Source organism: Roseovarius sp. CH_XMU1461 (assembly GCF_037027165.1).
Lineage (GTDB): Bacteria > Pseudomonadota > Alphaproteobacteria > Rhodobacterales > Rhodobacteraceae > Roseovarius > Roseovarius nubinhibens.
In genome coordinates this window covers 102,587-124,452 of record NZ_JAYMDV010000003.1, presented here as the reverse complement: position 1 = coordinate 124,452, position 21,866 = coordinate 102,587, and the positions used below count along the sequence as shown (strand labels likewise).

The window sequence follows — 21,866 nt, the reverse complement described above, 5'->3', positions numbered from 1 at the left end:
GACCTGTCAGTAAGACTGCTTGGAAAGGCTGCCCCATGAGCGAGAATGAGAGCCCCGCGCCGCATCTGCCCGGCTGGAACCATATCCCGGATGTGCCGGTGGCGGTGTCGCCGTTTTTCAGCTGGCCGCCCGAGCCGCGGCGGATGGTGCGCTGGGTCCGGCTGCGCTGGTTCGCGCTGGCCGAGAATGTGATCCTCGTCGGCATCGCGCTTGTGTCCTGGGCGTGGTTTCAGCCGTCGATGGAGGCGGCGCGCACGCTGTCTCTCGACTGGATCGCGGCGATCTGGCTGCGCAACATGGTGCTCATGTGTCTCGTGGCCGGTGGGCTGCATTGGTTTTTCTACATGCGGCACGGACAGGGCAAGCGGCTCAAATACGATGCGCGGCCCCTGATGACCAAGGGGCGGCAATTCAATTTCGGCGGCCAGGTGCGCGACAATATGTTCTGGAGCCTCACCAGCGGGGTGGGGTTTTGGACCGGTTATGAGGTGCTGATGTTCTGGGCCATGGCGAACGGCTGGGCGCCGCATCTGAGCTGGGCCGGGAGCCCGGTGTGGTTCGTGCTGTTGTTCCCGCTGACGCCGGTGTGGATTTCGTTCCATTTCTACTGGATTCACCGGGCGCTGCATTGGGGGCCGCTCTATCGGCTGGCGCATGGGCTGCATCATCGCAACGTCAATGTCGGGCCGTGGTCGGGGCTGTCGATGCATCCGGTGGAGCATTTGATGTTCTTCAGCTCGGTGCTCATCCATGTCATCGTGCCGGCGCATCCGCTGCATATCCTGTTTCATATGCAGCATCAGGCGCTGACGGCGGCGACCTCGCATACGGGCTATGAGAGCCTTCTGGTCAAAGATCGGCAGGCGCTGGCGCTGGGGACGTTTCATCACCAGATGCATCATCGCTATTTCGAGGTGAATTACGGCAATCTCGAAGTGCCCTGGGACAAGTGGTTCGGCTCGTTCCACGATGGCACAGCAGAGGCGCATGAGCGGCTCAAATCGCGGCGCGGGCGGCCGGGCTGAGGCGGCGGGCGCTAGCCTGCGTCGGGGTGGTCGCGGCCCCAGATGGCGGCGGCGTCGCGGGCGATGAGGCGGCGCTGCAGCTGATCGAGCTCGGCCAGGGCGCGGCGGCGGTCGCCGGTGCGCGCCAGCGCCTTGTCAAAGGCGCGGGCGACCGAGCGCGGCCGCCACGGCAAGAGCGCGCCCGCGAGCCAGCGGCGCAGCTCGGCGGGCAGGCGGTCATATTCCTGCATCGCGGGCCGGCTGTGGCGTTTGGCGGGCAGGGTCGAGCGGCCCGTGTTACGGCGAGAGTTGCGGCCTGTGGTGCGGGGCATGATGGCGTCCGGGTTGGGAATCTCCCGGAATTGATATGTTATACTATATCGTACCACAAGGGGGCACGGGCCGGGGCCGGGCGCGGGGCCTCCACGATCAGCCCGTGGCGCTGTTGAGCAGGATGAAGATCAGGGCCGACATGGCGGCGGCGGCGGGCACGGTGATCACCCAGGCCGCGACGATGGTCATGAAATGGCTGCGGCGGACGAGCTTGCGGCGGCGGCGTTCTTCGGCGGGCAGGCGGCGGGTTTGCCCCGAGGCGGCGAGGCCCTGGCGCAGGCGGCGCTCCATATACCATTCGCGGAAGAAGCCGACGCCAAAGACGCCGCCCACGGCGATATGGGTCGAGCTCACCGGCAGGCCGAGCCAGGAGGCGATGATCACGGTGATGGCCGCCGAGAGGGCCACGCAATAGGCGCGCATCGGGTTGAGCTTGGTGATCTGGCTGCCGACCATGCGGATCAGTTTCGGGCCGAAGAGGAAGAGGCCGAAGGAGATCCCCGCCGCGCCGATCACCATGACCCAGTGCGGGATCGCGACCTTGTCGGCGAAATTGCCCTCTTGGGCGGCATGGACGATGGCGGCGAGCGGGCCCACCGCATTGGCCACGTCATTGGCGCCATGGGCGAAGGAGAGAAGTGCCGCCGAGAGGATGAGCGGCAGGCCGAAGAGCGTCTTGAGCGAGCGGTTGCGGTTTTCGAGCCCTTCCGACTGACGCCGGATGAGCGGCCGGGTGATGAGCCATGTCAGCAGCCCGAGCCCGAGCCCGATCAGCAGCGCGGAGGGCAGGTCGATGGAGATCACCCGCTTAAGCCCCTTGAGGGCCAGATAGGCCGCGAAGGTGCCGGCCATGACGCCAACCAGCACCGGCACCCAGACGCGGGCGGCGGCGATCTTGTCGTCGCGGTAGATGATCCGGTCCTTGATCAGCGCGAGGAAGGCGGCGGCGATGATGCCGCCGAGCACCGGGCTGATGACCCAGGAGGCGGCGATCTGACCCATGGTGGGCCAGTTGACCGCGCCAAACCCCGCCGCCGCGATGCCCGCGCCCATGACGCCGCCGACGACGCTATGGGTGGTGGAGACCGGCGCGCCGAGTTTCGTCGCGAGGTTGACCCAGAGCGCGGCGGACAGAAGCGCCGCCATCATCGCCCAGATGAAGGTGCGGGTTTCGGACATGCCGGAGGGGTCGATGATGCCCTTGGAGATGGTCGAGACCACGTCGCCGCCCGCCAAGAGCGCGCCGGCGCTTTCGCAGACCGCCGCGATGAGGATGGCGCTGCCCATGCTGAGCGCGTTCGCGCCCACCGCCGGCCCCATGTTGTTGGCCACGTCATTGGCGCCGATGTTGAGCGCCATATAGGCCCCGAAGACGGCGGCGGTGATGACGACGAAGCGTTCCGGTTCGGTGCCCAGAAAGAGCGAGGCGAGAAGCCCGGCGATCACCAGAAAGGCCAGCGAAATCCCCATGCCGACAAGCGGGCGCGACACATAGCTGGTGGCGTATTCCATATGGGAAATACGCCCCAGATCCTTGTCGAGGGTCTTCCATTGATTGTGGCTGGTCGGTTCGCTCATCCGCGGCCCCGTTTGCTATGGTCGCGCAGACCGCTAGAGCCTTTGGCCGCGGGTTTCAATCGCTGCCCGGGGCTTCGTGACAATTTTGTAACGAATTTTTGACACCGGAGCCGTGGGGCGTGGGGATCAGAGCGCGCGCAGGATTTCGGCCAGTTCCGGCTCGTCCACCCGGTCGGCGGCCTGTTCGGGGCTGAGCCAGAGCCGGGCGCGTTCGGCCCGTTCGGGATAGTCACGGGCAAGATCGGCCACCTCGACGCGGAACAGTTCGACCCGCACCGGGGCCGGGTAGCCGCCATCGAGCTGCTTGTCGTAATGGTAATGGCCGATATGGGCGGGCTCGGTCTCGGTCGGGGTGACGCCGCCCTCTTCCCAAGCCTCGATCAGCGCCGCCTCGGCGGTGGCGCAGCCATCCATCAGCCAGCCCTTGGGCAGCACCCAGCGGCCGGTGTCCCGGCTGGTGATCATCAGCACTTCGAGCCCGGCGTCGCCGGTCCGCAGGCAGAGCGCCGCCACCTGAAGCTCGGGCGGTCGCCGCAGCAGGGGCTGGACCATTTCGGCCCAGGCACGTTTCAATCCATCGGTCATAGCTATCCTGTCGGCTGCTCGCAGAGCCATTCGTGTTTTTGTCGTTGATGAGGGCAATATAGGGTGTTTTCAGGGAGATATCAAATAATGAGCTCTTGAGACCTCCGTGATCGACCCCGGCAAGAGCGTGTTTCCGCCTCCTTTCGTCACCGCGCGTTGACTCAACCTTGCCATCTGGATGTTAACATCCCGTCAAAATCGCGCCTGTGATCGGACGTTTTTTTCGCTCGGCCGTTAGCAAAGTCGCAACCTCTCTGGGGTAGATGTGAGGGGCGAGGGACAACAATGCGGCGGCGCTCAGGGTCGGGCTGACAGCGATGGGCGGCTGTCGAGAGCGTGAACTACCTGCCGCGCGGCTTTGCGCGCAAGGTGGGGTCGGCCTCGGTCGGGTCCTCGGGCCAGGGATGTTTGGGATAGCGGCCGCGCATGTCCTTGCGCACGTCGGCGTAGGAACTCGCCCAGAAACCGGGCAGGTCCATCGTGGTCTGCACCGGGCGGCCCGCGGGGGACAGGAGCGTGACGCGCAAGGGCGTGCCGGCGACGCTCGGGTGGGTTTTCTGGCCGAACATTTCCTGCAGGCGGAGCGAGATTTCCGGGGCCTCGCCGGAATAGTCGATGGGGATGTCGCGCCCCAGCGGCGTGGTGAAGCGGCCCGGCACGGAGTGGTCGAGCGCCTGCATCTGGCCCCAGTCGAGCCGGGCGCGCAGCGCGTCGAGCATGTCGAAGCGCTTCCAATCCGCGGCGCTGCGCAGGCCGGTGAGATAGGGGAGTAGCCAGCTCTCGAGCGTGTCGAGGAGCGCCGCGTCGGACATGTCGGGCAGGTCCATCCCGCCCGCGCGGGCGAGCATCACGCGGGCGCGGAAGCGGCGCGCCGGGTCGGACCAGCTCAGCCCCAGCTCGCGCACCCCGTCGAGCATGGCGCGGGCCAGCGCTTCGGGCGGGGCGTCCTTCCAGACGCGGTCGTCGAGCACCAGCGCGCCGAACCGTTCGTGACGCCGCGCCAGCACCCTGCGGTCGCGGCTGTCCCAGAGGCAGATGTCCTGCCAGCCGATGCGGTCGCCATAGAGCGTGCGCAGCTCGGCCTCGGAGAGGGCGATGGCCTGCCGGATGCGGGCCTCGCGGCGGTCGCCGTCGAGATCGGTGGCCACGATGAGCCGGGTCGCGGCGAGCGTGTCCTCCTCGGCAAAGATCGCGCCCTTGCCGCCCGAGAGCACATAGCGCGGCGCGTCGCCCGCGCGGCGCAGCCCGACGCGGTCGGGATAGGCGAGCGCGGCCATTTGCGCGGCGCTGAGATCGGGATGCGCCGGTTTCGGCGCGAGCCGGGCGAGGCGTTTGGCCTCTTGCGTGATGCGGGCCAGCGCCGGGCGGTTGGGCGTGTGGGGCGAGCGCGCGGCAAAGCCCTTGGGATCGCGCAGGGCGGCGAGGCGCAGGGTCAGATCGCTCGGCGCGCTGCGCGGCAGCGGATCGCGGTCGGCCAGCAGGGCGGCGAGCGGCGCGGCCTCGGGACCGGCCAGTGCCAGCATATGCGCCAGACGCGGGTGCAGCGGCATGGTGGCGAGGCGGCGGCCATGATCGGTTATGCGCCCGGTCTCATCGAGCGCGCCGAGGAGCTGCAACAGCGCCTGTGCCTCGGCATAGCTGCGCGGGTTGGGCTGGGTCAGGAAGGGCAGGGCGTCGGGTGCGGCGCCCCAGAGCGCCAGATCGAGCGCCAGACCGGCGAGATCCGCGGCCTCGATCTCGGCCGGGGGGAAGGCGGCGAGCCCGCCTTCTTCGCCGCGGGTCCAGAGCCGGTAGCAAATCCCCGGCGCGACACGGCCGGCGCGGCCGGCGCGTTGGGTCGCCTCGGCGCGGGTGACGCGTTCGGTAACAAGGCGCGACATGCCGGCGCCGGGATCGAACCGGGCGCGGCGGGCGCGGCCGGCGTCGACCACGACGCGGATGTCTTCGATGGTCAGCGAGGTTTCGGCGATCGATGTGGCGAGCACGATCTTGCGCCCGGAGGCCACGGGCGCGACGGCGGCGCGTTGCTCGGCGAAGGGCATCGCGCCATAGAGCGGGCGCAGCACGCAGCCTTTGGGCAGGCGGGGGGCGAGCAGCGCTTCGGTTCGGCGGATTTCGCCCTCGCCGGGGAGAAAGACGAGCAGGCCGCCTTCGGTCTCAGAAAGGGCCTCGGTCACCAGGTCGGCGGTTGCCTCGGGCAGCCGGGCCTTGGGGCCGAGCGGGCGGTCGAGCCAGCGGGTTTCGACCGGGTAGCTGCGGCCCTCGGAGGTGATCACCGGCGCATCGCCCATGAGCGCGGCGACGGGGCCTGCGTCGAGCGTGGCGGACATCGGCAGCAAGATCAGATCGTCGCGCAGCGCCTCGCGGATTTCGAGGCAGAGGGCGAGGCCGAGATCGGCATTGAGCGAGCGTTCGTGAAACTCATCAAAGAGCACCGCGCCGACGCCGGGCAGGTCGGGGTCGGATTGGATCATCCGCGTCAGGATGCCTTCGGTCACCACTTCGATCCGGGTGTGGGAGCCGCATTTTGCCTCGCCCCGGATGCGGTAGCCGACGGTGTCGCCGGGGCGCTCGCCCAGCGTTTCCGCCAGCCGTTCGGCGGCGGCGCGGGCGGCGAGGCGGCGCGGTTCGAGCATCAGGATGCGCCCCGGGGTGAGCCCGGCCTGCAAGAGCGCCAGCGGCACCACGGTCGTCTTGCCCGCGCCGGGCGGGGCCTGCAGCACGGCGCGGCCATGGGCGCGCAGGGCAGCCACCAATTCGGGCAGGCAGTCATGGATGGGCAGGGTCGTGGTCATGGCCGCTTTATCCGTCATCGGCGGGGGATTGGCCAGTGGTGCGGTGGCGGCGCGATGGCGGCGCGGGGCGGTTCGGGCTGGACATCTGCGCGCGGCCCCGTGCATGTATCGGGTCGGCAAGAAATGGCAGGCGGGGGGACCGGGCGCGACATGGATATCACAGAGCTGAGCGAGCGGATCACGCGCGGCGACCGGCGGGCGCTGTCGCGGGGGATCACCCTTGTGGAAAGCAGCCGCGACGACCATCGCGCGCAGGCGGCGGAGCTGCTCGACCTGTTGCGCGGCAGCGGGCGCGAGGCGCTGCGCATCGGGCTCTCGGGCACGCCGGGGGTGGGCAAATCCACCTTCATCGAAGGCTTTGGCATGTATCTGCTCGAGCAGGGCAAGAGCGTCGCGGTTCTGGCGGTTGATCCGTCGAGCGCGCGCTCGGGCGGCTCGATCCTTGGTGACAAGACCCGGATGGAGCGGCTGTCGCGGGCCAAGGGCGCCTTTATCCGGCCTTCGCCGAGCCAAAGCCAGCTTGGCGGTGTGGCGCGGCGGTCGCGGGAGGCGGTGGCGCTCTGCGAGGCGGCGGGGTTCGATGTGGTGCTGATCGAGACGGTGGGCGTCGGCCAGTCCGAGACCATGGTGGCCGAGATGGCCGATCTGTTCTTGCTGCTGCTGGCCCCGGCGGGGGGCGATGAGTTGCAAGGCGTCAAGCGCGGCATCATGGAGATTGCCGATCTGATCCTCGTCAACAAGGCCGATGGCGATCTGAAATCCACCGCGATACGGACCTGTGCGGATTACGCGGGCGCATTGCGTCTGTTGCGCAAACGGGCGCAGGACCCGGAGGGATTTCCCAAGGCGATGACGGTCTCGGCGCTGGAACTGGCCGGGTTTTCAGATGCTTGGGGCGAGATGTGCGCGCTCACCCAGTGGCGGCGTGAGACCGGGCATTTCGCGGCGCGGCGGGCCGAGCAGGCGCGCTATTGGTTCGGGGAAGAGGTGCGGCATGCGCTTTTGGCGCAGTTGCAGAACGGACCGGCGCGGCAGGATATGGCCGAGCTTGCCGAGGCGGTGGCCGCGGGCGACATGGCGGTGAGCGCCGCCGCCCGCGAGATGCTGAGCCGCTTGGGCCGCTAGGGCGTTTTGCCAAGATCGGCGAGGATCGGGCAATCGGGCCGGTGGTCGCCGGCGCAGGCCTCGACCAGATCGGCGAGCGTGGCGCGCATTTGCCGGAGCTCGGCGATTTTCTCGTCGATCCGGGCGAGGTGGTCGCTGGCCAGCGCCTTGACCTCGGCGCTTTCGCGGTTGCGATCCTCGTAGAGCGTCATCAGCAGGCGGCAATCCTCGATCGAAAAGCCAAGCGCCCGGGCGCGGCCGAGAAAGGCCAGCTTGTGCATGTCCTGTTCGCTATAGTCGCGGTAGCCATTGGGGCGGCGCGCGGGCGTCACGAGGCCGATGTCCTCGTAATAGCGGATCGTCTTGGCGGGCAGCCGGGCGCGGTCGGCGACATCTCCGATATTCATGCGGTGACCTCCTGTGTGGCGCGGGCCTGCCCGGCGGGGGTGGTGCCGCCGGGGGTTTCTGCGAGCGCGGCGCTGAGCCCGCGCAGGCGCAGCGCATTGCTGAGCACGAAGACCGAGCTCAGCGCCATGGCCCCGGCCGCCAGCATCGGCGACAGCAGGAGGCCAAAGGCCGGGTAGAGCACGCCCGCCGCCACCGGGATCAGCGCCACGTTATAGCCAAAGGCCCAGACGAGGTTCTGCCTTATGTTGCGCAGCGTGGCGCCCGAGACATGCAGCGCGTTGACCACGCCGCGCAGATCGCCGGACATCAGCACCACATCGGCGCTTTCAATCGCCACATCGGTGCCGGTGCCGATGGCAATGCCGACATCGGCATGGGCGAGGGCGGGCGCGTCATTGATGCCGTCGCCGACGAAGGCGAGCTTTTCGCCATGGGTGCGCAGGTGGTCGAGCGCCGCCACCTTGCCGTCGGGCAGCACATCGGCGACCACCGTGTCGATGCCGGCCTCGCGGGCGATGGCGCGGGCGGTGGCCTCTTTGTCGCCGGTGATCATCGCGACCCGCAGGCCCCGGTCATGCAGCGCGGCGATGGCGGCGCGGCTGGCCGGTTTGATCGGGTCCGAGACGCCGATCACAGCGGCGGCCTCTCCGTCGAGCGCCACATAGAAGGCGGTGCGCCCGCGCTCGGCCATGGCCTCGGCCACCGGGTCGAGATGAGAGCTGTCGACGCCCTCGCGGGCCAGCAGCCGGGCGGCGCCGACGAGCACCTCTTGGCCGGCCACCATGGCCGTGACGCCATGGCCTGCGATGGCCTCGAAATCGCTGGCCTCCAGCGTTGCCACGCCTTCCGCGCGGGCGGCGCGCAGGATGGCTTCGGCGATCGGGTGTTCCGAGCGGGCCTCGACCGCCGCGACGGCGGCGAGAAGATCGGCGCGGGTCACGCCCTCGGCCAGATGCAGATCGGTGAGTTCCGGGCGGCCTTCGGTGATGGTGCCGGTCTTGTCGAAGGCGACGATGTCGATCTCGGAGAGCTGTTGCAGCGCGTCGCCCTTGCGGAACAGCACGCCGAGCCCGGCGGCGCGGCCGGTGCCGACCATGATCGAGGTCGGCGTGGCGAGCCCCATGGCACAGGGGCAGGCGATGATCAGCACCGAGACCGCCGCCACCAGCGCGTGCGAGAGCGCCGGGCTCGGCCCGAAGGCGAGCCATGCGGCGAGCGTGGCCAGCGCCACGGCGATCACCGCGGGGACGAACCAGAGGGTGATCCGGTCCACCAGGCCCTGGATCGGCAGGCGGGCGCCTTGCGCCTCTTCGACCATGCGGATGATCTGGGCCAGGGTGGTGTCCGCGCCGACACGGGTGGCGCGGAATTCGAAACTGCCGGTGCCGTTGACAGTGCCGCCGGTGACCGCGTCGCCGGGGGTTTTTGCCACGGGCAGCGGCTCGCCGGTGATCATGCTCTCGTCGATATTGGCGCGGCCTTCGGTCAGCTCGCCATCGACGGGGATGCGTTCGCCGGGGCGCACCACGAGGATGTCACCGGGTTGCAGATCGTCGACGGCGCGGGTGGTGATCTCGCCATCGACGCGGACGCGGGCCTCTTTGACCTGCAGGCCGAGAAGTTTCTCGATGGCGGCGCCGGTGCGGCCGCGGGCGCGGGCCTCCATCCAGCGGCCCAGAAGGATGAGCACGACGATCACCGCCGCCGCCTCGAAATAGACGGCGCGGGCCGAGGCGGGCAGCAGCGCGGGCGCAAAGAGCGCCACCAGCGAGTAGAGATAGGCCGCCCCGGTGCCGAGCGCCACGAGGCTGTTCATGTCGGGCGCGCCGCGAAAGAGCGCGGGAAAGCCCTTGGTGTAGAAGCTGCGGCCGGGGATGAAGAGCACGAGGCTGGTGAGGAGGAACTGAAGGATCCAGCTCGTCTCATGGCCGATGCTCTGGCCGATCAGCGCGTGCATGCCGGGGATCACATGGCTGCCCATTTCCAGCACGAAGACCGGCAGGGCGAGGGCGGCGGCAAACCAGGTGCGGCGGGCGAGATGGCGGGCCTCTTCGGCCTTGCGCGCGCTTTGCGTCGGGCGGGGCGTGGGGGCGTCACCGGTGCCGCCACCGCCGTCGGGGCCGCCATCCGGGCCACCCGAGCGCAATGTCGCCGGGTAGCCCGCGTCGCGGGCGGCTTTGAGCACGGCTTGCACGTTGCCTGCGCCCTCGGCGAGGGTGACCGAGGCGCTTTCAGCGGCAAGGTTCACATGGGCGTCGATCACACCGGGGGCGGCGGCCAGCGCCTTTTGCACGCGGCCGACGCAGGAGGCGCAGGACATGCCCGCGATGTCGAGCCGGAGCTCTTGGGTGCGGGCCGGGTAGCCCGCCTTTTGCAGGGCCGCGATGGCGGCGGCGAGGCCGGTGGCGTCGGTTGTGATGCGGGCGCTTTCATTGGCGAGGTTCACATGGGCCTCGGAGACGCCGGGGGCGGATTTGAGCGCCGCCTCGGCCCGTCCCACGCAGGAGGCACAGGAGAGGTTGGAGAGCGAAAGCTGATATGTCTGGGCCGTGGTCATGGCTGATGTCCTATGAGTCGCTGGGCCCCGATGCGGGGGCCGATCGACATCTCATATAAGGCTTCCAGTCACTGGAGGGTCAAGGGGTATTTTTCGGGCGTTCTTGCCGTGCCATTTCAGGCCTCTGCGCCCGGTGCCCGCGCGGTGCAGGGGTATTTGCCACCAGAAAGAGCAGGGGCGCGCGCGATGCGGCGGGCGGGCGGCGATTGCGGGTGACGCCCATCTGGGGGTGTGCTAGGCCAAGGGCATGAGCCAGCTGCCCAGTAAGGACGAGATCCTGCAATGGATTTCGGACAACCCGACCGAGACTTCGAAACGTGACATCGCCCGTGCCTTTGGCATCAAGGGTGCGGCGAGGATCGACCTCAAACGCATCCTCAAGGAGCTTGAGGCCGAGGGTCATCTCGAGAAACGCAAGAAGACCTATCGCGATCCCGACCGTTTGCCGCCGGTGGCGGTGATGCGGGTCGGCGTGCCCGATGCCGATGGCGATCTTTTCGCGCATCCGATGGAATGGGCGGGCGAGGGCGCGGCGCCGGTGGCGTTGATCGTGGCCAAGCCGGGCGATCCGGCGCTGGGCGAGGGCGATCAGGTGCTGTTGCGCCTGCAGGAGGTGGCGGATGAGGACCACGCCTATGAAGGGCGGCTCATCCGGCGGATTGGGACCAACCCGCGCAAGGTGCTGGGGATTTTTCGCGCCGGGTCCGAGGGTGGGCGCATTCACCCGATCGACAAGGGCGACGACAAGGAATGGATCGTCGCGGCGGAGGCCGTGGCGGGGGCCAAGGATGGCGAGCTCGTCGAGGCGGAACAGGCCGGACCCAAGGGCCGTATGGGCCTGCCGCGGGCGCGGATCGTGTCGCGGCTCGGGGATCCGAGCGCGCCCAAGGCCGTGTCGCTCATCGCGATCCATCAGCATGGCATTCCCGATGAGTTTCCCGATGAGGTGATCGCCGAGGCGGATGCGATGAAGCCCGCGGGGCTCGACGGGCGGGAGGATCTGCGCGAGCTGCCTCTGGTCACCATCGACCCGTCGGATGCGCGGGATCATGATGACGCCTGTTTCGCCCATGAGGATGACGACCCGAAGAACGCCGGCGGGCATGTGATCTGGGTCGCGATTGCCGATGTGGCGCATTATGTGACGCCGGGCTCGGCGCTCGACCGGGAGGCGAAGAAGCGCGGCAATTCCAGCTATTTCCCCGATCGTGTCGTGCCGATGCTGCCGGATCGGCTGTCGGGTGATCTGTGCTCGCTGCATGAGGGCGTGCCGCGCGCCTGTCTGGCGGTGCGGATGCAGATCGATGCCCATGGTCAGAAGATCGGTCATCGCTTTGTGCGGGGGCTCATGAAGTCGCCCGCCTCGCTGCATTACCAAGAGGTGCAGGCGGCGATGGATGGCGCGCCGAATGAGAAAGTCGCGCCCCTGATGGAGGAGGTGATCCGGCCGCTCTATGCCGCCTATGAGGCGCTCTGCGATGCGCGGGCGGCGCGCCAGCCTCTCGATCTCGACCTGCCGGAGCGCAAAGTGGTGCTCAGCGAGGAGGGCGAGGTTCTGTCGGTGAATTTCACCGAGCGGCTCGATGCGCATCGGTTGATCGAAGAGTTCATGATCCTCGCCAATGTGGCGGCGGCGGAAACCTTGCTGGCGAAGAAATCGCCGCTGCTGTTGCGGGTGCATGAAGAGCCCGCGCCTGAAAAGCTCGATGCGCTGCGCGACGTGGCCGAGACGGCGGGGCTTAGCCTGGCCAAGGGGCAGGGGCTCAAGACCATGCATCTCAACCGTCTTTTGAAGGCGGCGGAGGGCACGGACCATGCCGAGCAGATCAACATGGCGACGCTGCGGGCGATGACCCAGGCCTATTATTCGCCGGCGAATTTCGGGCATTTCGGCCTGTCTCTCAAATCTTACGCGCATTTCACCTCGCCCATTCGGCGCTATGCCGATCTCGTGGTGCATCGGGCGCTGATTTCGGTGCATGGCTGGGGCGAGGATGGGCTGTCGCCGCAGGAGGTGGAGCGGCTCGAACAGACGGCGGAGCATATTTCGCAGACCGAGCGGCGGTCGATGCTGGCTGAGCGGGACACCAATGACCGCTATCTCGCGGCCTTTCTCAGCGAGCGGGTCGGCGAGGAATTTTCCGGCAAGATCAGTGGTGTGGCGCGGTTTGGCGTCTTTGTCCGGCTGGACGAGACGGGGGCGGACGGGCTCATCCCGATGCGCAGCCTTGGGCGCGAGTATTTCCATTTTGACGCGGAGAGCGCGACGCTCACCGGGCAGGACAGTGGCCGGGTGATCGGCATGGGGCAGCGGGTGACCGTGAAGCTTGCCGAGGCGGTGCCGGTGACGGGGGGGATCGCGCTCGAGCTGATTTCGATCGAGGGCAAGGCGGTCAAGCGCGGCGCCTCGGCACGGCGTGGATCGGCACCTCGGCGCAAGCAGGGGCAAGCCAAGCGCAAGGGCGCCAAGATGAAACGCAAGGTCGAGCGGCGGCGGAAGTAACCCGTCAGGGCGCGTTCAGGGCGCAATCAGGGCAGGGTAAACCTTGTGTCGCGCTGACCGATCATCTGGTCGCCGCGCCATAGGGTTGCGCGGCCGAGGTAGGTGCCGGGCGGCCAGCGGTCGGATTTGCGTTTCTTGCCTGCGGCGCGAAAGAGCCGGGACTGCGATTTTTTGAGCAGGGCGCGGTGGCGGATGATCTGGCCTTGGGGGCCGGTGATCTCAAGCTCGATCACATCGCCTTGGCGTCCGCCATGGGCAAAGGCCCAGAGCACCAGCGCCGGGGCCTCGGAGGTGATCTCGCGCGGGGCGGTGCCGGCGCGGATCGCGTCATACTCTGGCACGAGGGGCGCAAAGCCCAGATCCATCACCCCGCCGGTCGTGGCGCTGATGTCAGGGGCCCAGAGCGTGGCCTCGGGCACCGTGTCGCAGCCCGTCAGGCCGTCGGGCGCGAAAGGGTCGACGACGCGGCCTTCGTGGCGCAGGGTGAGGTGGAGATGGGGAAACTCGGTCCGCCCCGAGAGGCCGATGCGGCCCAGTGGCGTGCCGGTGGTGACCGTGTCGCCGGGGGCGAGCGTGACCGAGCCCTCTGCCATATGGCAATATTGGCTCGTCCAGCCGCCCGCATGTTCAAGGATCAGCCCATTGCCGCAATCGCGACCGCCGAGCGCCTCCGGCGCGTCGCGTTCATAGGTTGCGTCTTTCATGTCACTGCGGGCGGCGGTGACGCGGCCCGGCGCGATGGCCAGAACGCCCACGTCACGCGCGAGATCGGCCTCGGTGGCGAGGGCGAAATCGGTGCCCTTGTGGCCATCATAGGTCTGATTGCCGCAGGTGAGTTCGCGCGTGCCGGGGCCGGGGTCGTGATCGACATATTGTTGGAGGAAACAGTCCTGCCCGAGGCTGCAATCGACCGGCAGGGCAAAGCGCGGCAGCGGGTCGGCCTGTGCGGCGCTTGCCCATGAAAAGGCCGCCGCGATGAGACACGCGGCGGCCCGGGGTGGGGTGAGGCCCAGGATCACTCGGCCGTGAGAAGCGGTGGCTTCTTGCGGGTGATCCGGGGGTGATCCGGCCCGTCGAGCCGCAGATCGATCTTGCCGTCCTTGATGCCGACCTTGACGATCCCGCCCTTGGCGAGCTTGCCAAAGAGCAGCTCTTCGGCGAGGGGCTTTTTGATATGTTCCTGAATGACGCGGCCGAGCGGGCGCGCGCCCATCTTGGAATCATACCCCTTGTCGGCGAGCCATTCGGCGGCCTTGGGCGTGAGTTCGATGGTGACCTTGCGATCGAGAAGCTGCGCCTCGAGTTGAAGCACGAATTTCTCGACCACCTGCAGGATGACCTCCTTGGGCAGGGCGCCAAAGCTGATCACCGCATCGAGACGGTTGCGGAATTCCGGGGTGAAGGTCCGCTCGATCGCGGCGGTGTCTTCGCCCTCGCGGCGGTCGCGGCCAAAGCCGATGGCCTCTTTCGCCTGTTCCGCGGCCCCGGCGTTCGAGGTCATGATCAAGATCACGTTGCGGAAATCCACGGTGCGCCCGTTGTGATCGGTGAGCTGGCCATGATCCATGACCTGCAGCAGGATGTTGTAGACATCCGGATGCGCCTTTTCGATCTCGTCGAGGAGCAGCACGCAATGGGGATGCTGATCGACCCCGTCGGTCAAAAGACCGCCCTGATCGAACCCGACATAGCCCGGAGGCGCGCCGATGAGACGCGACACGGCGTGTTTCTCCATATATTCCGACATGTCAAAGCGCAGAAGCTCCACGCCCAGTGTCATGGAGAGCTGTTTGGCGACCTCGGTCTTGCCGACGCCCGTGGGACCGGCAAAGAGATAGTTGCCGATGGGTTTCTCGGGCTCGCGCAGACCGGCCCGGGCGAGTTTGATCGCCGAGCTGAGCGCCTCGATGGCGGTGTCCTGACCGAACACGACCCGCTTGAGCGAGGCGGCGAGATCCTTGAGCACCTCGGCATCGTCCTTGGAGACGTTCTTGGGCGGGATGCGCGCGATCTTGGCGACGACCTCTTCGATCTCCTTGGTGCCGATGCTCTTGCGGCGTTTGGAGGCGGCAAGCAGATGCTGCGCCGCGCCCGCCTCGTCGATCACGTCAATCGCCTTATCGGGAAGCTTGCGGTCGTTGATATAGCGCGAGCTCAGTTCAACGGCGGTCTGGATCGCGTCATTGGTGTATTTGACCGAATGGTGATCCTCGAAATAGGGTTTGAGCCCCTTGAGGATCTTGACCGCGTCTTCGACCGAAGGCTCCACCACGTCGATTTTCTGGAACCGGCGCGACAGGGCGCGGTCCTTTTCGAAATGCTGGCGGAATTCCTTGTAGGTGGTCGAGCCCATGCAGCGCAGCTTGCCGCCTTGCAGCGCGGGTTTGAGCAGGTTGGACGCATCCATCGCGCCGCCCGAGGTGGCCCCGGCGCCGATCACGGTATGGATCTCGTCGATGAAGAGCACCGCGTCGGGGTGGTTTTCCAGCTCGGTCATCACCGCCTTGAGCCGCTCTTCGAAATCGCCGCGATAGCGGGTGCCCGCCAGAAGCGCGCCCATGTCGAGCGAATAGATCGTCGTCTTGGACAGGATTTCCGGGGTCTCGCCCTTGACGATCTTATAGGCGAGGCCTTCGGCGATGGCGGTTTTACCAACACCGGGATCGCCCACCAGAAGCGGGTTGTTCTTGCGGCGGCGGCAGAGCACCTGAATGCAGCGCTCAACCTCGGAGGCGCGGCCGATCAGAGGATCGACATCGCCGGCGCGCGATTTCTGATTGAGATCAACGCAGTATTTGGCCAGCGCGCTTTCGCCTTCCTGCACCTGTTCGGTGCCGTCGCCGCCGCTGTGGCTGCTGCTGCTGTCTTCGGCATCCGCACCGGTGACCGGGCGGCTCTCGCCAAAGGCGGGATCCTTGGCGACACCATGGGCGATGTAATTCACCGCGTCATAGCGCGTCATGTCCTGTTCTTGCAGGAAGAAGGCGGCGTTGCTTTCGCGTTCGGCAAAGATCGCCACCAGCACATTGGCGCCGGTGACCTCGGTGCGGCCCGAGGATTGGACATGGATGGCGGCGCGTTGAATCACGCGCTGAAATGCGGCGGTGGGAACCGCCTCGGAGCCTTCGATGTCGGTGACCAGATTGCTCAGCTCTTCGTCGATGAAATCGACGAGCGTGCCGCGCAGTTCTTCGGTGTCGACGCTACACGCCTTCATCACGCGGGCTGCGTCGGGTTCATCGACCAGCGCCAGCAAAAGATGTTCCAATGTTGCGAACTCATGGCGTCGCGCGTTGGCAAGGGCCAGCGCGGCATGAATTGCCTGCTCAAGTGTGTTTGAGAATGAAGGCACTGTTGTGCTCCTTCTTATTTGGTCCCGGACACGGCATGTCCTTTGACCTTGGCCTCATACCCTTAAAGTTTGGTCGATATCCCCGTAGCTTCAAGGTTTTTCTGTCACAAAATGCTCACTTTTCCTGACAATGCTGCACTTATGCGTGTGGCGCGGGTCAGAAACGGTCTTTGCGGTGTCGGATTTCGGCGAAAACCTCGGCATCGGACGCATCGCCCATGTTGAGGGCGGATTTGAGCGCCGGGTCGGAAGCCCGCAAAAACGGATTGGTGGCCAGTTCGTCGGATAGGGTGGAAGGGACGGTCGGTTGGTTGGCAGAGCGCGCGGTGGCGATCCGCTCGGCTCTTGATATAAGCGCGGAATTCGCCGGGTCAATGGACAAGGCATAGCGCGCGTTGGCGGCGGTATATTCATGGCCCGAGCAGATCGTCGTCTCGGGCGGCAGGGAGGCCAGTTTCGACAGGCTCTGCCACATCTGATCCATCGTGCCCTCGAACACCCGGCCACAGCCCAGCGCCATCAAGCTATCGGCGGTGAAGGCCACGGCGCTTTGCGGAAAATGCAGGGCGATATGGCCGATCGTGTGGCCTGAGACGTCGATCACATGGCCGGTCTCACCACCGATGTCGACCGTGCCGCCGGCCTCAAGCGCGATGTCGAGCGGCGGCAGGCGGTGGGCATCGGCGGCATTTCCGGCGACCTGGGCCGCATGTTCAGCCAGCAGTTCGGGCAGGCCCTGCACATGGTCGTCATGGTGATGGGTGAGGATCACGAGGCTGGCCTGCCAGCCCCGTTCGGCCAACGCAGCAAGGATCGGCGCGGCCTCGGGCACGTCGACCACGGCGGTGGTGCCGGTGCCCGGATCATGGGCGAGATAGGCATAATTGTCGCTCAGACATGGGACGGTAACGATTTCCAGCGCCATGATATTTCCCCCTCGATGCAATGCTGCTAGGGTCATGGTGACTGATCCGGGGCAGGGCTGCAATGCATCTAGACGTGCAGGATCTGAGGAATTTCTATTACCGCAGCGCGCTGGGCCGCGCGGCGCAGAAAACCTTGCGCCAAGAGCTGTTGAAATTCTGGCCCGAAGCCAAGGGGCAGACGGTGGCGGGCTTTGGCTTTGCGGTGCCCTTCCTGCGCCCCTATCTGAGTGAGGCGCGGCGGGTGGTGGGGCTGATGCCGGCGCAGCAGGGGGTGATTGCCTGGCCGCAGGGGATGCCGAATGTCAGCGTTTTATGCGAAGAGACCTCTTGGCCCTTGGAAACCGGGCGGATCGACAAGCTCTTGCTGGTGCATGCGCTGGAGGTGAGCGAGCGGCCCGGCGACCTTTTGGAGGAATGCTGGCGGGCGCTGGGGCCGGGGGGGTCGGCAATTTTCGTGCTGCCGAACCGGGCCGGGCTGTGGTCGCGGAGCGACCGCACGCCCTTTGGCTATGGCCGTCCCTATTCGCAAGGGCAGCTCGAAACCTTGTTGAAAACCAAGGGTTTCTTGCCTGAGCGCCATGTCACGACCCTCTATCAGCCGCCGAGCGAGCGGCGGTTCTGGCGCAAGACCGCCGGGATGTGGGAGCGGCTTGGCGGCAAGATCGAGATCATCGGCGCGGGCGGGGTTTTGATGGTGGAGGCCAGCAAACGGGTGCAGGGGCAGACCGGGACCGGGGTCAAGGACGCGGTGCGCAACCCGCTCGAAGTGCTGCAGCCGAAGCCCAAGGTAAAGCCGATCTGAGCCGCAAAATGGCCTGTCGGTATCCCGTCGGTAAAACGACAGTATCGCGACTGTGGCGGAAATTGCCCTCTCGGTGGGGGCTGCGACCGGGGATCACGCCCGAGGATTATTTCCCGCGCTGAGACAAATTCCATCTGGATTTCCAACGCGATCTTTGCCAATTTCATTTGCATACGAAGTACTTGAGGGCTTGTGTGCGAGAGCGCGGGCCCCGTGCACCGGCTTTGCTCACACAGGCCCGGTTGCCTTTTGCCAGCCAGTGACCCCGGACAACAACCCAGCCCATCGGCAAGGTGGCCATGACGCTTATGAAACGACTCTGTCTCACGCTTTATGTCCTGCTGCTGCGGCAGTGCGGGCTGCGGGCATTGCGGCGGGGCGATTATGGCCGGGCGCGGCAATTGACCAACCGGATTCGGCGGCTTGAGAGCAAAAAGCAGCGCTGAGGTGAGGGCGCGGAGGCCCAGCGGAGACCCGACAGATCAGAAGAAGGCGGCGAGCGCGGTGGCGGGTTGGTCGTCGCAGGGCGGCTGTAGATGCGCGCCCCGGGCGAGGGTGCGGTCGATCAGGGCGCGGGCTTGCTTGCCGGTGAGCAAGGGCCGGGCGGGGGTCTTGGCACAGCCATAGAGCGCGCGGGGCAGGCGGTGGCCGGCGGCGTCGCGAAACTGGCCCAGGGTGAGCGCCTCGCTCGATTGCGGGCCGAGCATCAGGCTTTCGACCAGCGCGCCGCTGGCGTCGATGACCTCATGCCGGTCGAACAGCAGATGCATATAGATGAGATCGGGCGGAGTGTTGTCGATCTCGGCGATCTCGGAGGTGGCGAATTGAATGGCGGGGATCAGCACCTCGTCCTCGCCCCCCATATGGTCGGCCACCTTGCTGCGCAAAAGCACGCGATGTTGCCGCGAGAGATAAAGATCGGCCAGCGGCACCCCGGGGGCCAGCGCATCGCGGCGCAGCAGGATCGGCCGGGTCTTGGGCTCGGCGGCAAAGAGCGCGGCGGGCATCTTGGCCTGACCGATCCAGCGCAAGGGCTGATAGCCATGGTCGAGGGTCCAGACCAGATCGCCCGGCCGCAGCTTGTGGCAGGGGCGATAGCCGAGCGGCGTGCGCACCGACACCTCCGAGGTCAGGCAGAGGATCGAGCTGCCGAGGGAAATCGTGCCGTAATATTCATTGCCATAGACATCCCATTGATAGCTCTGGCCGATGTTGAGATTGGTGAAGTCGAGCACCGGATCCGAGCTCGCCCCATCGGCGGCACCGCTTTTGGCAACGATGGCGCCTTGGCTCTTGGTACCGTAGAAATCGACGACCTGACCTTCGGTGGTGTTGGTCAGCGCGATGGCCGAGCCTTCATTGCCGTCGCTGGTGCCGCTTTTGATGCCGACGGAGACGATATAGATGGTGAAATTCGGGTTGTCGGGATGGGGGACGGGGGACAGGCTCGACAGGCGCACTTCGCCGCCGGGGATGCCGGCGTTGCTGTGCAGGTTGCCATTGTGGCGGTAGACGCTGACCACGAAATCGTCGGGGTCGTCATTGGGACCGAGGGTGATCTCGACCCATTCGGTCGCGGCGGCCGATCCTCTGAAATTCAGTTCTGAGATAAACGCCATGAACCTGCTGCCCGCGTTTTTGTCGAACTTGTGATTTTCTTATAATTTAAGGCTTAAATTGCGGCGATTTTTAGGCAGCTCGCGTTTTGCGGGTATTGGGCGCGCCTGGCGGCGCCCTCAGGCGGGTGGCTCCGAGGTCCGGCGCGGCTCTGGCGGACGCAAAAAAACGCGGCCGGAGACCCGGCCGCGTTGCGCGCTCTGGAGGGGGGGAGGGCCGGCGGCAGGTGTCACCGCCGGACCAGCGCGGATCAGGTCAGAACAGCCCAGATCAGACCTGATCAGATCGGGCTCGGCCCGGGCTTTAGACGGTGGCCGCCGCCTCATCAGCCGCCGGAGTGGCCTCAGGGGTCGCCTCGGGGGTGGACGCCGGAGTGGCCTCAGGGGCTGCCGCCGGCGTTGTCTCGGGGCTGGCGTCCGGAGTTGTCTCGGGGCTGGTGTCGGCGGCGGGCGCCACGAAGCTGATGTCGGACTGGGTGATCGTCGCGCCATTGGTGAGCTGGATCAGCAGATCGGGGCGGTTCTCATAGCTCAGCCGCAGCTCTGTTGGGCTCTCATCGGTGCCGGGGGTGATGTCGACGCTCGAGGGCTCTTCGCTGGTGATCTGCAGCATGTCCTCCTCGGGGTCGAAATCGCTGATGACGATGGCGGCCAGCTCTTCGCGCGTGGCGCCTTCGGTCTCGTGGGTGATGTTGAACGTATCGGCCCCTTCGCCGCCGGTGAGGCTGCTGGTCTCGGTGCCATCGGCCTCCGAGGGGGTGGTGATCGAGAGCAGATCGTCGCCTGCGCCGCCGTCGAGTGTCGCGCCCGCATAGGCCGAGAGGCTGTCGTCGCCGGACCCGCCGCGCAGGGTGGCGGTGCTGTCCTCGGCGGCGGTGAGCGTGTCATCGCCCGCGCCACCATTGCCCAGAGCCGCCTCCGAGACCGTCAGCAGGTCATCGCCCGCGCCGCCATGGCCATGGGCCTCGCCGGAGATGTTGAGCGTGTCATTGCCCTCGCCCCCAAAGCCGGTGGCCTCGCCCGAGAGGGTCAGGGTGTCATTGCCGTTCTCGCCAGCCAGTCGCGTGCTGCCGTCGCCGGTCAGCGTATCGTGGCCGGAGCCGCCGCTGGCGCGGGCGTTTTCGGTGGCGTTCAGCGTGTCATTGCCGACGCCGCCATCGCCACGGGCGTTGTCGTCGAGTGTCAGCAGATCGTCGCCGGTGCCGCCCTGGGCCAGCGAATTGTCGGTGGCGGTGAGCGTGTCATTGCCCTCGCCGCCGGCGATGGTGGCCTGATGCGTGCTAAAGAGCGTGTCATTGCCCAGATGGCCCGAGGCCTGCGCGGTGTTGGCCGCATGGATCGTGTCATCGCCGGCGCCGCCAAAGCCGGTGGCGCTGTCGGTCAGGGTGATCGTGTCATTGCCGTCGCGGCCGAGCATGGTGGCATTGCCGGAGCCGGTGAGCGTGTCATCGCCCTGGGTTCCGTGCACGACGTCTTCGTCGTCGCCGGTGAAGTCGTCACCGGCCATGCCGGGGAGTTCCATATCGGGGTTTTCTTCGGGCGGATTGTCGTCATCGTCGTCGGTCAGAGCATCAACGAGGAAGAAGGTACCGCCAATCAGGGCCAGGCTGGCCAGTATTATAATTTCCATCACACACCTGTGTACTTGTTAACATTGTCAATCGCATCGAAGTCACGCGCATCGAAGTCACGCGCATCGAAGTCACGCGCATCAAAGTCACGCGCCTCGACGCCACTTGCATCGAACCAAGGTCGATCGCGTGAACCACTGGGCGGGGAACAGGGCCGCCGAATACAGTCGGGGCCAAACCCAAGGCGCACGCTCAAAAACCACAACCTCTTAACGAGGCGTTAATAAAGTTTAATCAAGGCAGAAAGGTGGAACCTGTCAAGGTGGATGTCGAAATGATGGTAAATTCGCCGCCCTCCGACGTCCATTGTTTCGCAAAGGGCGTCAATGGCGCGGATGGGCGGGCATTGTCGCAGGGCATGCGGAAGGGAATCGCTGCGAGCGCGCATCTCGGAGCGCGGGGGCGTGGCTGTGGCATCCGCGGGCGACGGGCCGGGGCCGTGCCGGTTTGCGACATTGGAATGTGCGCTGAGCCGAGGGATTTGTCGCAAAAGTTTTACGATAGCGGTAACGCCGCACCCTCGATTTTGCCGCGATCCGCGCCATGTCACGATTCTTGGGAGGAATCCGGGTAATTTTTTTACCCTGCAATCTTGACACAAACCGTCGCACCTAAGGTAAGCCCTTGGCCGGTCTCAGTTTTCCGGGATTTGGCCCGGAGGCCAAGCCGCTT

General features: G+C 66.5%; 16 protein-coding genes. 5 read left to right on the top strand and 11 right to left on the bottom strand.

All coding sequences use genetic code 11. From position 1 onward, the window contains the following. Positions 1 to 35 precede the first annotated feature (35 nt). Positions 36 to 1,025 carry a sterol desaturase family protein gene (locus tag WA237_RS09845; protein ID WP_336097560.1) on the top strand — a complete coding sequence of 330 codons (990 nt, stop codon included), beginning with the start codon at positions 36 to 38 and terminating at the stop codon, positions 1,023 to 1,025. An 11-nt stretch (positions 1,026 to 1,036) separates the two neighbouring features. On the opposite strand, the gene WA237_RS09840 is transcribed toward WA237_RS09845, so the two are convergent. The 4 genes from WA237_RS09840 to hrpB all read right to left on the bottom strand — a co-directional run bounded on the left by WA237_RS09840 (position 1,037) and on the right by hrpB (position 6,295). Then, the gene (locus tag WA237_RS09840) at positions 1,037 to 1,336 is read right to left on the bottom strand and encodes a DUF6525 family protein (RefSeq protein WP_336097559.1); all 300 of its coding nucleotides are present in this window, start codon (positions 1,334 to 1,336) and stop codon (positions 1,037 to 1,039) included. A gap of 97 nt (positions 1,337 to 1,433) precedes the next feature. After that, positions 1,434 to 2,915 (bottom strand): inorganic phosphate transporter, encoded by a 1,482-nt coding sequence (locus tag WA237_RS09835; RefSeq protein ID WP_336097558.1) that lies wholly within the window; start codon positions 2,913 to 2,915, stop codon positions 1,434 to 1,436. Between the two features lie 126 nt (positions 2,916 to 3,041). Beyond that, positions 3,042 to 3,500, bottom strand: a complete 459-nt coding sequence (locus WA237_RS09830; protein WP_216014999.1) for an NUDIX hydrolase — start codon at positions 3,498 to 3,500, stop codon at positions 3,042 to 3,044. Between the two features lie 341 nt (positions 3,501 to 3,841). Further along, entirely contained in the window at positions 3,842 to 6,295 is a 2,454-nt protein-coding gene (gene hrpB, locus WA237_RS09825; protein ID WP_336097557.1) for an ATP-dependent helicase HrpB, read from the bottom strand. A gap of 150 nt (positions 6,296 to 6,445) precedes the next feature. Between hrpB and meaB the strand changes: the two genes are divergently transcribed. Further along, a complete protein-coding gene (gene meaB, locus WA237_RS09820; RefSeq protein WP_336097555.1) occupies positions 6,446 to 7,420 on the top strand; it encodes a methylmalonyl Co-A mutase-associated GTPase MeaB in 975 nt (324 codons plus the stop codon). Here meaB and cueR read toward each other — a convergent pair. Next, complete coding sequence (gene cueR, locus WA237_RS09815; RefSeq protein ID WP_009814345.1) at positions 7,417 to 7,806, bottom strand: Cu(I)-responsive transcriptional regulator; 390 nt, start codon at positions 7,804 to 7,806, stop codon at positions 7,417 to 7,419. The genes meaB and cueR overlap by 4 nt on opposite strands. Continuing rightward, positions 7,803 to 10,364, bottom strand: coding sequence for a heavy metal translocating P-type ATPase (locus WA237_RS09810; RefSeq protein WP_336097554.1), 2,562 nt, complete (start codon positions 10,362 to 10,364; stop codon positions 7,803 to 7,805). The genes cueR and WA237_RS09810 overlap by 4 nt, the downstream gene beginning before the upstream one ends. A 247-nt stretch (positions 10,365 to 10,611) precedes the next feature. Between WA237_RS09810 and rnr the strand changes: the two genes are divergently transcribed. Next, positions 10,612 to 12,867 (top strand): ribonuclease R, encoded by a 2,256-nt coding sequence (gene rnr / locus WA237_RS09805; protein WP_336097553.1) that lies wholly within the window; start codon positions 10,612 to 10,614, stop codon positions 12,865 to 12,867. Between the two features lie 26 nt (positions 12,868 to 12,893). On the opposite strand, the gene WA237_RS09800 is transcribed toward rnr, so the two are convergent. The 3 genes from WA237_RS09800 to gloB all read right to left on the bottom strand — a co-directional run bounded on the left by WA237_RS09800 (position 12,894) and on the right by gloB (position 17,144). Further along, positions 12,894 to 13,886 carry a M23 family metallopeptidase gene (locus WA237_RS09800; protein ID WP_336097552.1) on the bottom strand — a complete coding sequence of 331 codons (993 nt, stop codon included), beginning with the start codon at positions 13,884 to 13,886 and terminating at the stop codon, positions 12,894 to 12,896. After that, positions 13,883 to 16,219 carry an ATP-dependent Clp protease ATP-binding subunit ClpA gene (gene clpA / locus WA237_RS09795; RefSeq protein WP_040618045.1) on the bottom strand — a complete coding sequence of 779 codons (2,337 nt, stop codon included), beginning with the start codon at positions 16,217 to 16,219 and terminating at the stop codon, positions 13,883 to 13,885. The genes WA237_RS09800 and clpA overlap by 4 nt, the downstream gene beginning before the upstream one ends. 157 nt (positions 16,220 to 16,376) lie before the next feature. Further along, entirely contained in the window at positions 16,377 to 17,144 is a 768-nt protein-coding gene (gene gloB / locus WA237_RS09790) for a hydroxyacylglutathione hydrolase (RefSeq protein ID WP_336097551.1), read from the bottom strand. Between the two features lie 62 nt (positions 17,145 to 17,206). On the opposite strand from gloB, the gene WA237_RS09785 reads away from it, so the two are divergent. Further along, the gene (locus WA237_RS09785; RefSeq protein ID WP_009814351.1) at positions 17,207 to 17,947 is read left to right on the top strand and encodes a class I SAM-dependent methyltransferase; all 741 of its coding nucleotides are present in this window, start codon (positions 17,207 to 17,209) and stop codon (positions 17,945 to 17,947) included. A gap of 308 nt (positions 17,948 to 18,255) precedes the next feature. Then, positions 18,256 to 18,393: a hypothetical protein gene (locus WA237_RS09780; protein WP_336097550.1), complete on the top strand. Its 138-nt coding sequence runs from the start codon at positions 18,256 to 18,258 to the stop codon at positions 18,391 to 18,393. 36 nt (positions 18,394 to 18,429) lie between these two features. Here WA237_RS09780 and WA237_RS09775 read toward each other — a convergent pair whose 3' ends face one another. Next, positions 18,430 to 19,566: a Hint domain-containing protein gene (locus WA237_RS09775; protein WP_336097549.1), complete on the bottom strand. Its 1,137-nt coding sequence runs from the start codon at positions 19,564 to 19,566 to the stop codon at positions 18,430 to 18,432. A 301-nt stretch (positions 19,567 to 19,867) separates the two neighbouring features. Beyond that, entirely contained in the window at positions 19,868 to 21,193 is a 1,326-nt protein-coding gene (locus WA237_RS09770; protein ID WP_336097548.1) for a calcium-binding protein, read from the bottom strand. Positions 21,194 to 21,866 lie beyond the last annotated feature (673 nt).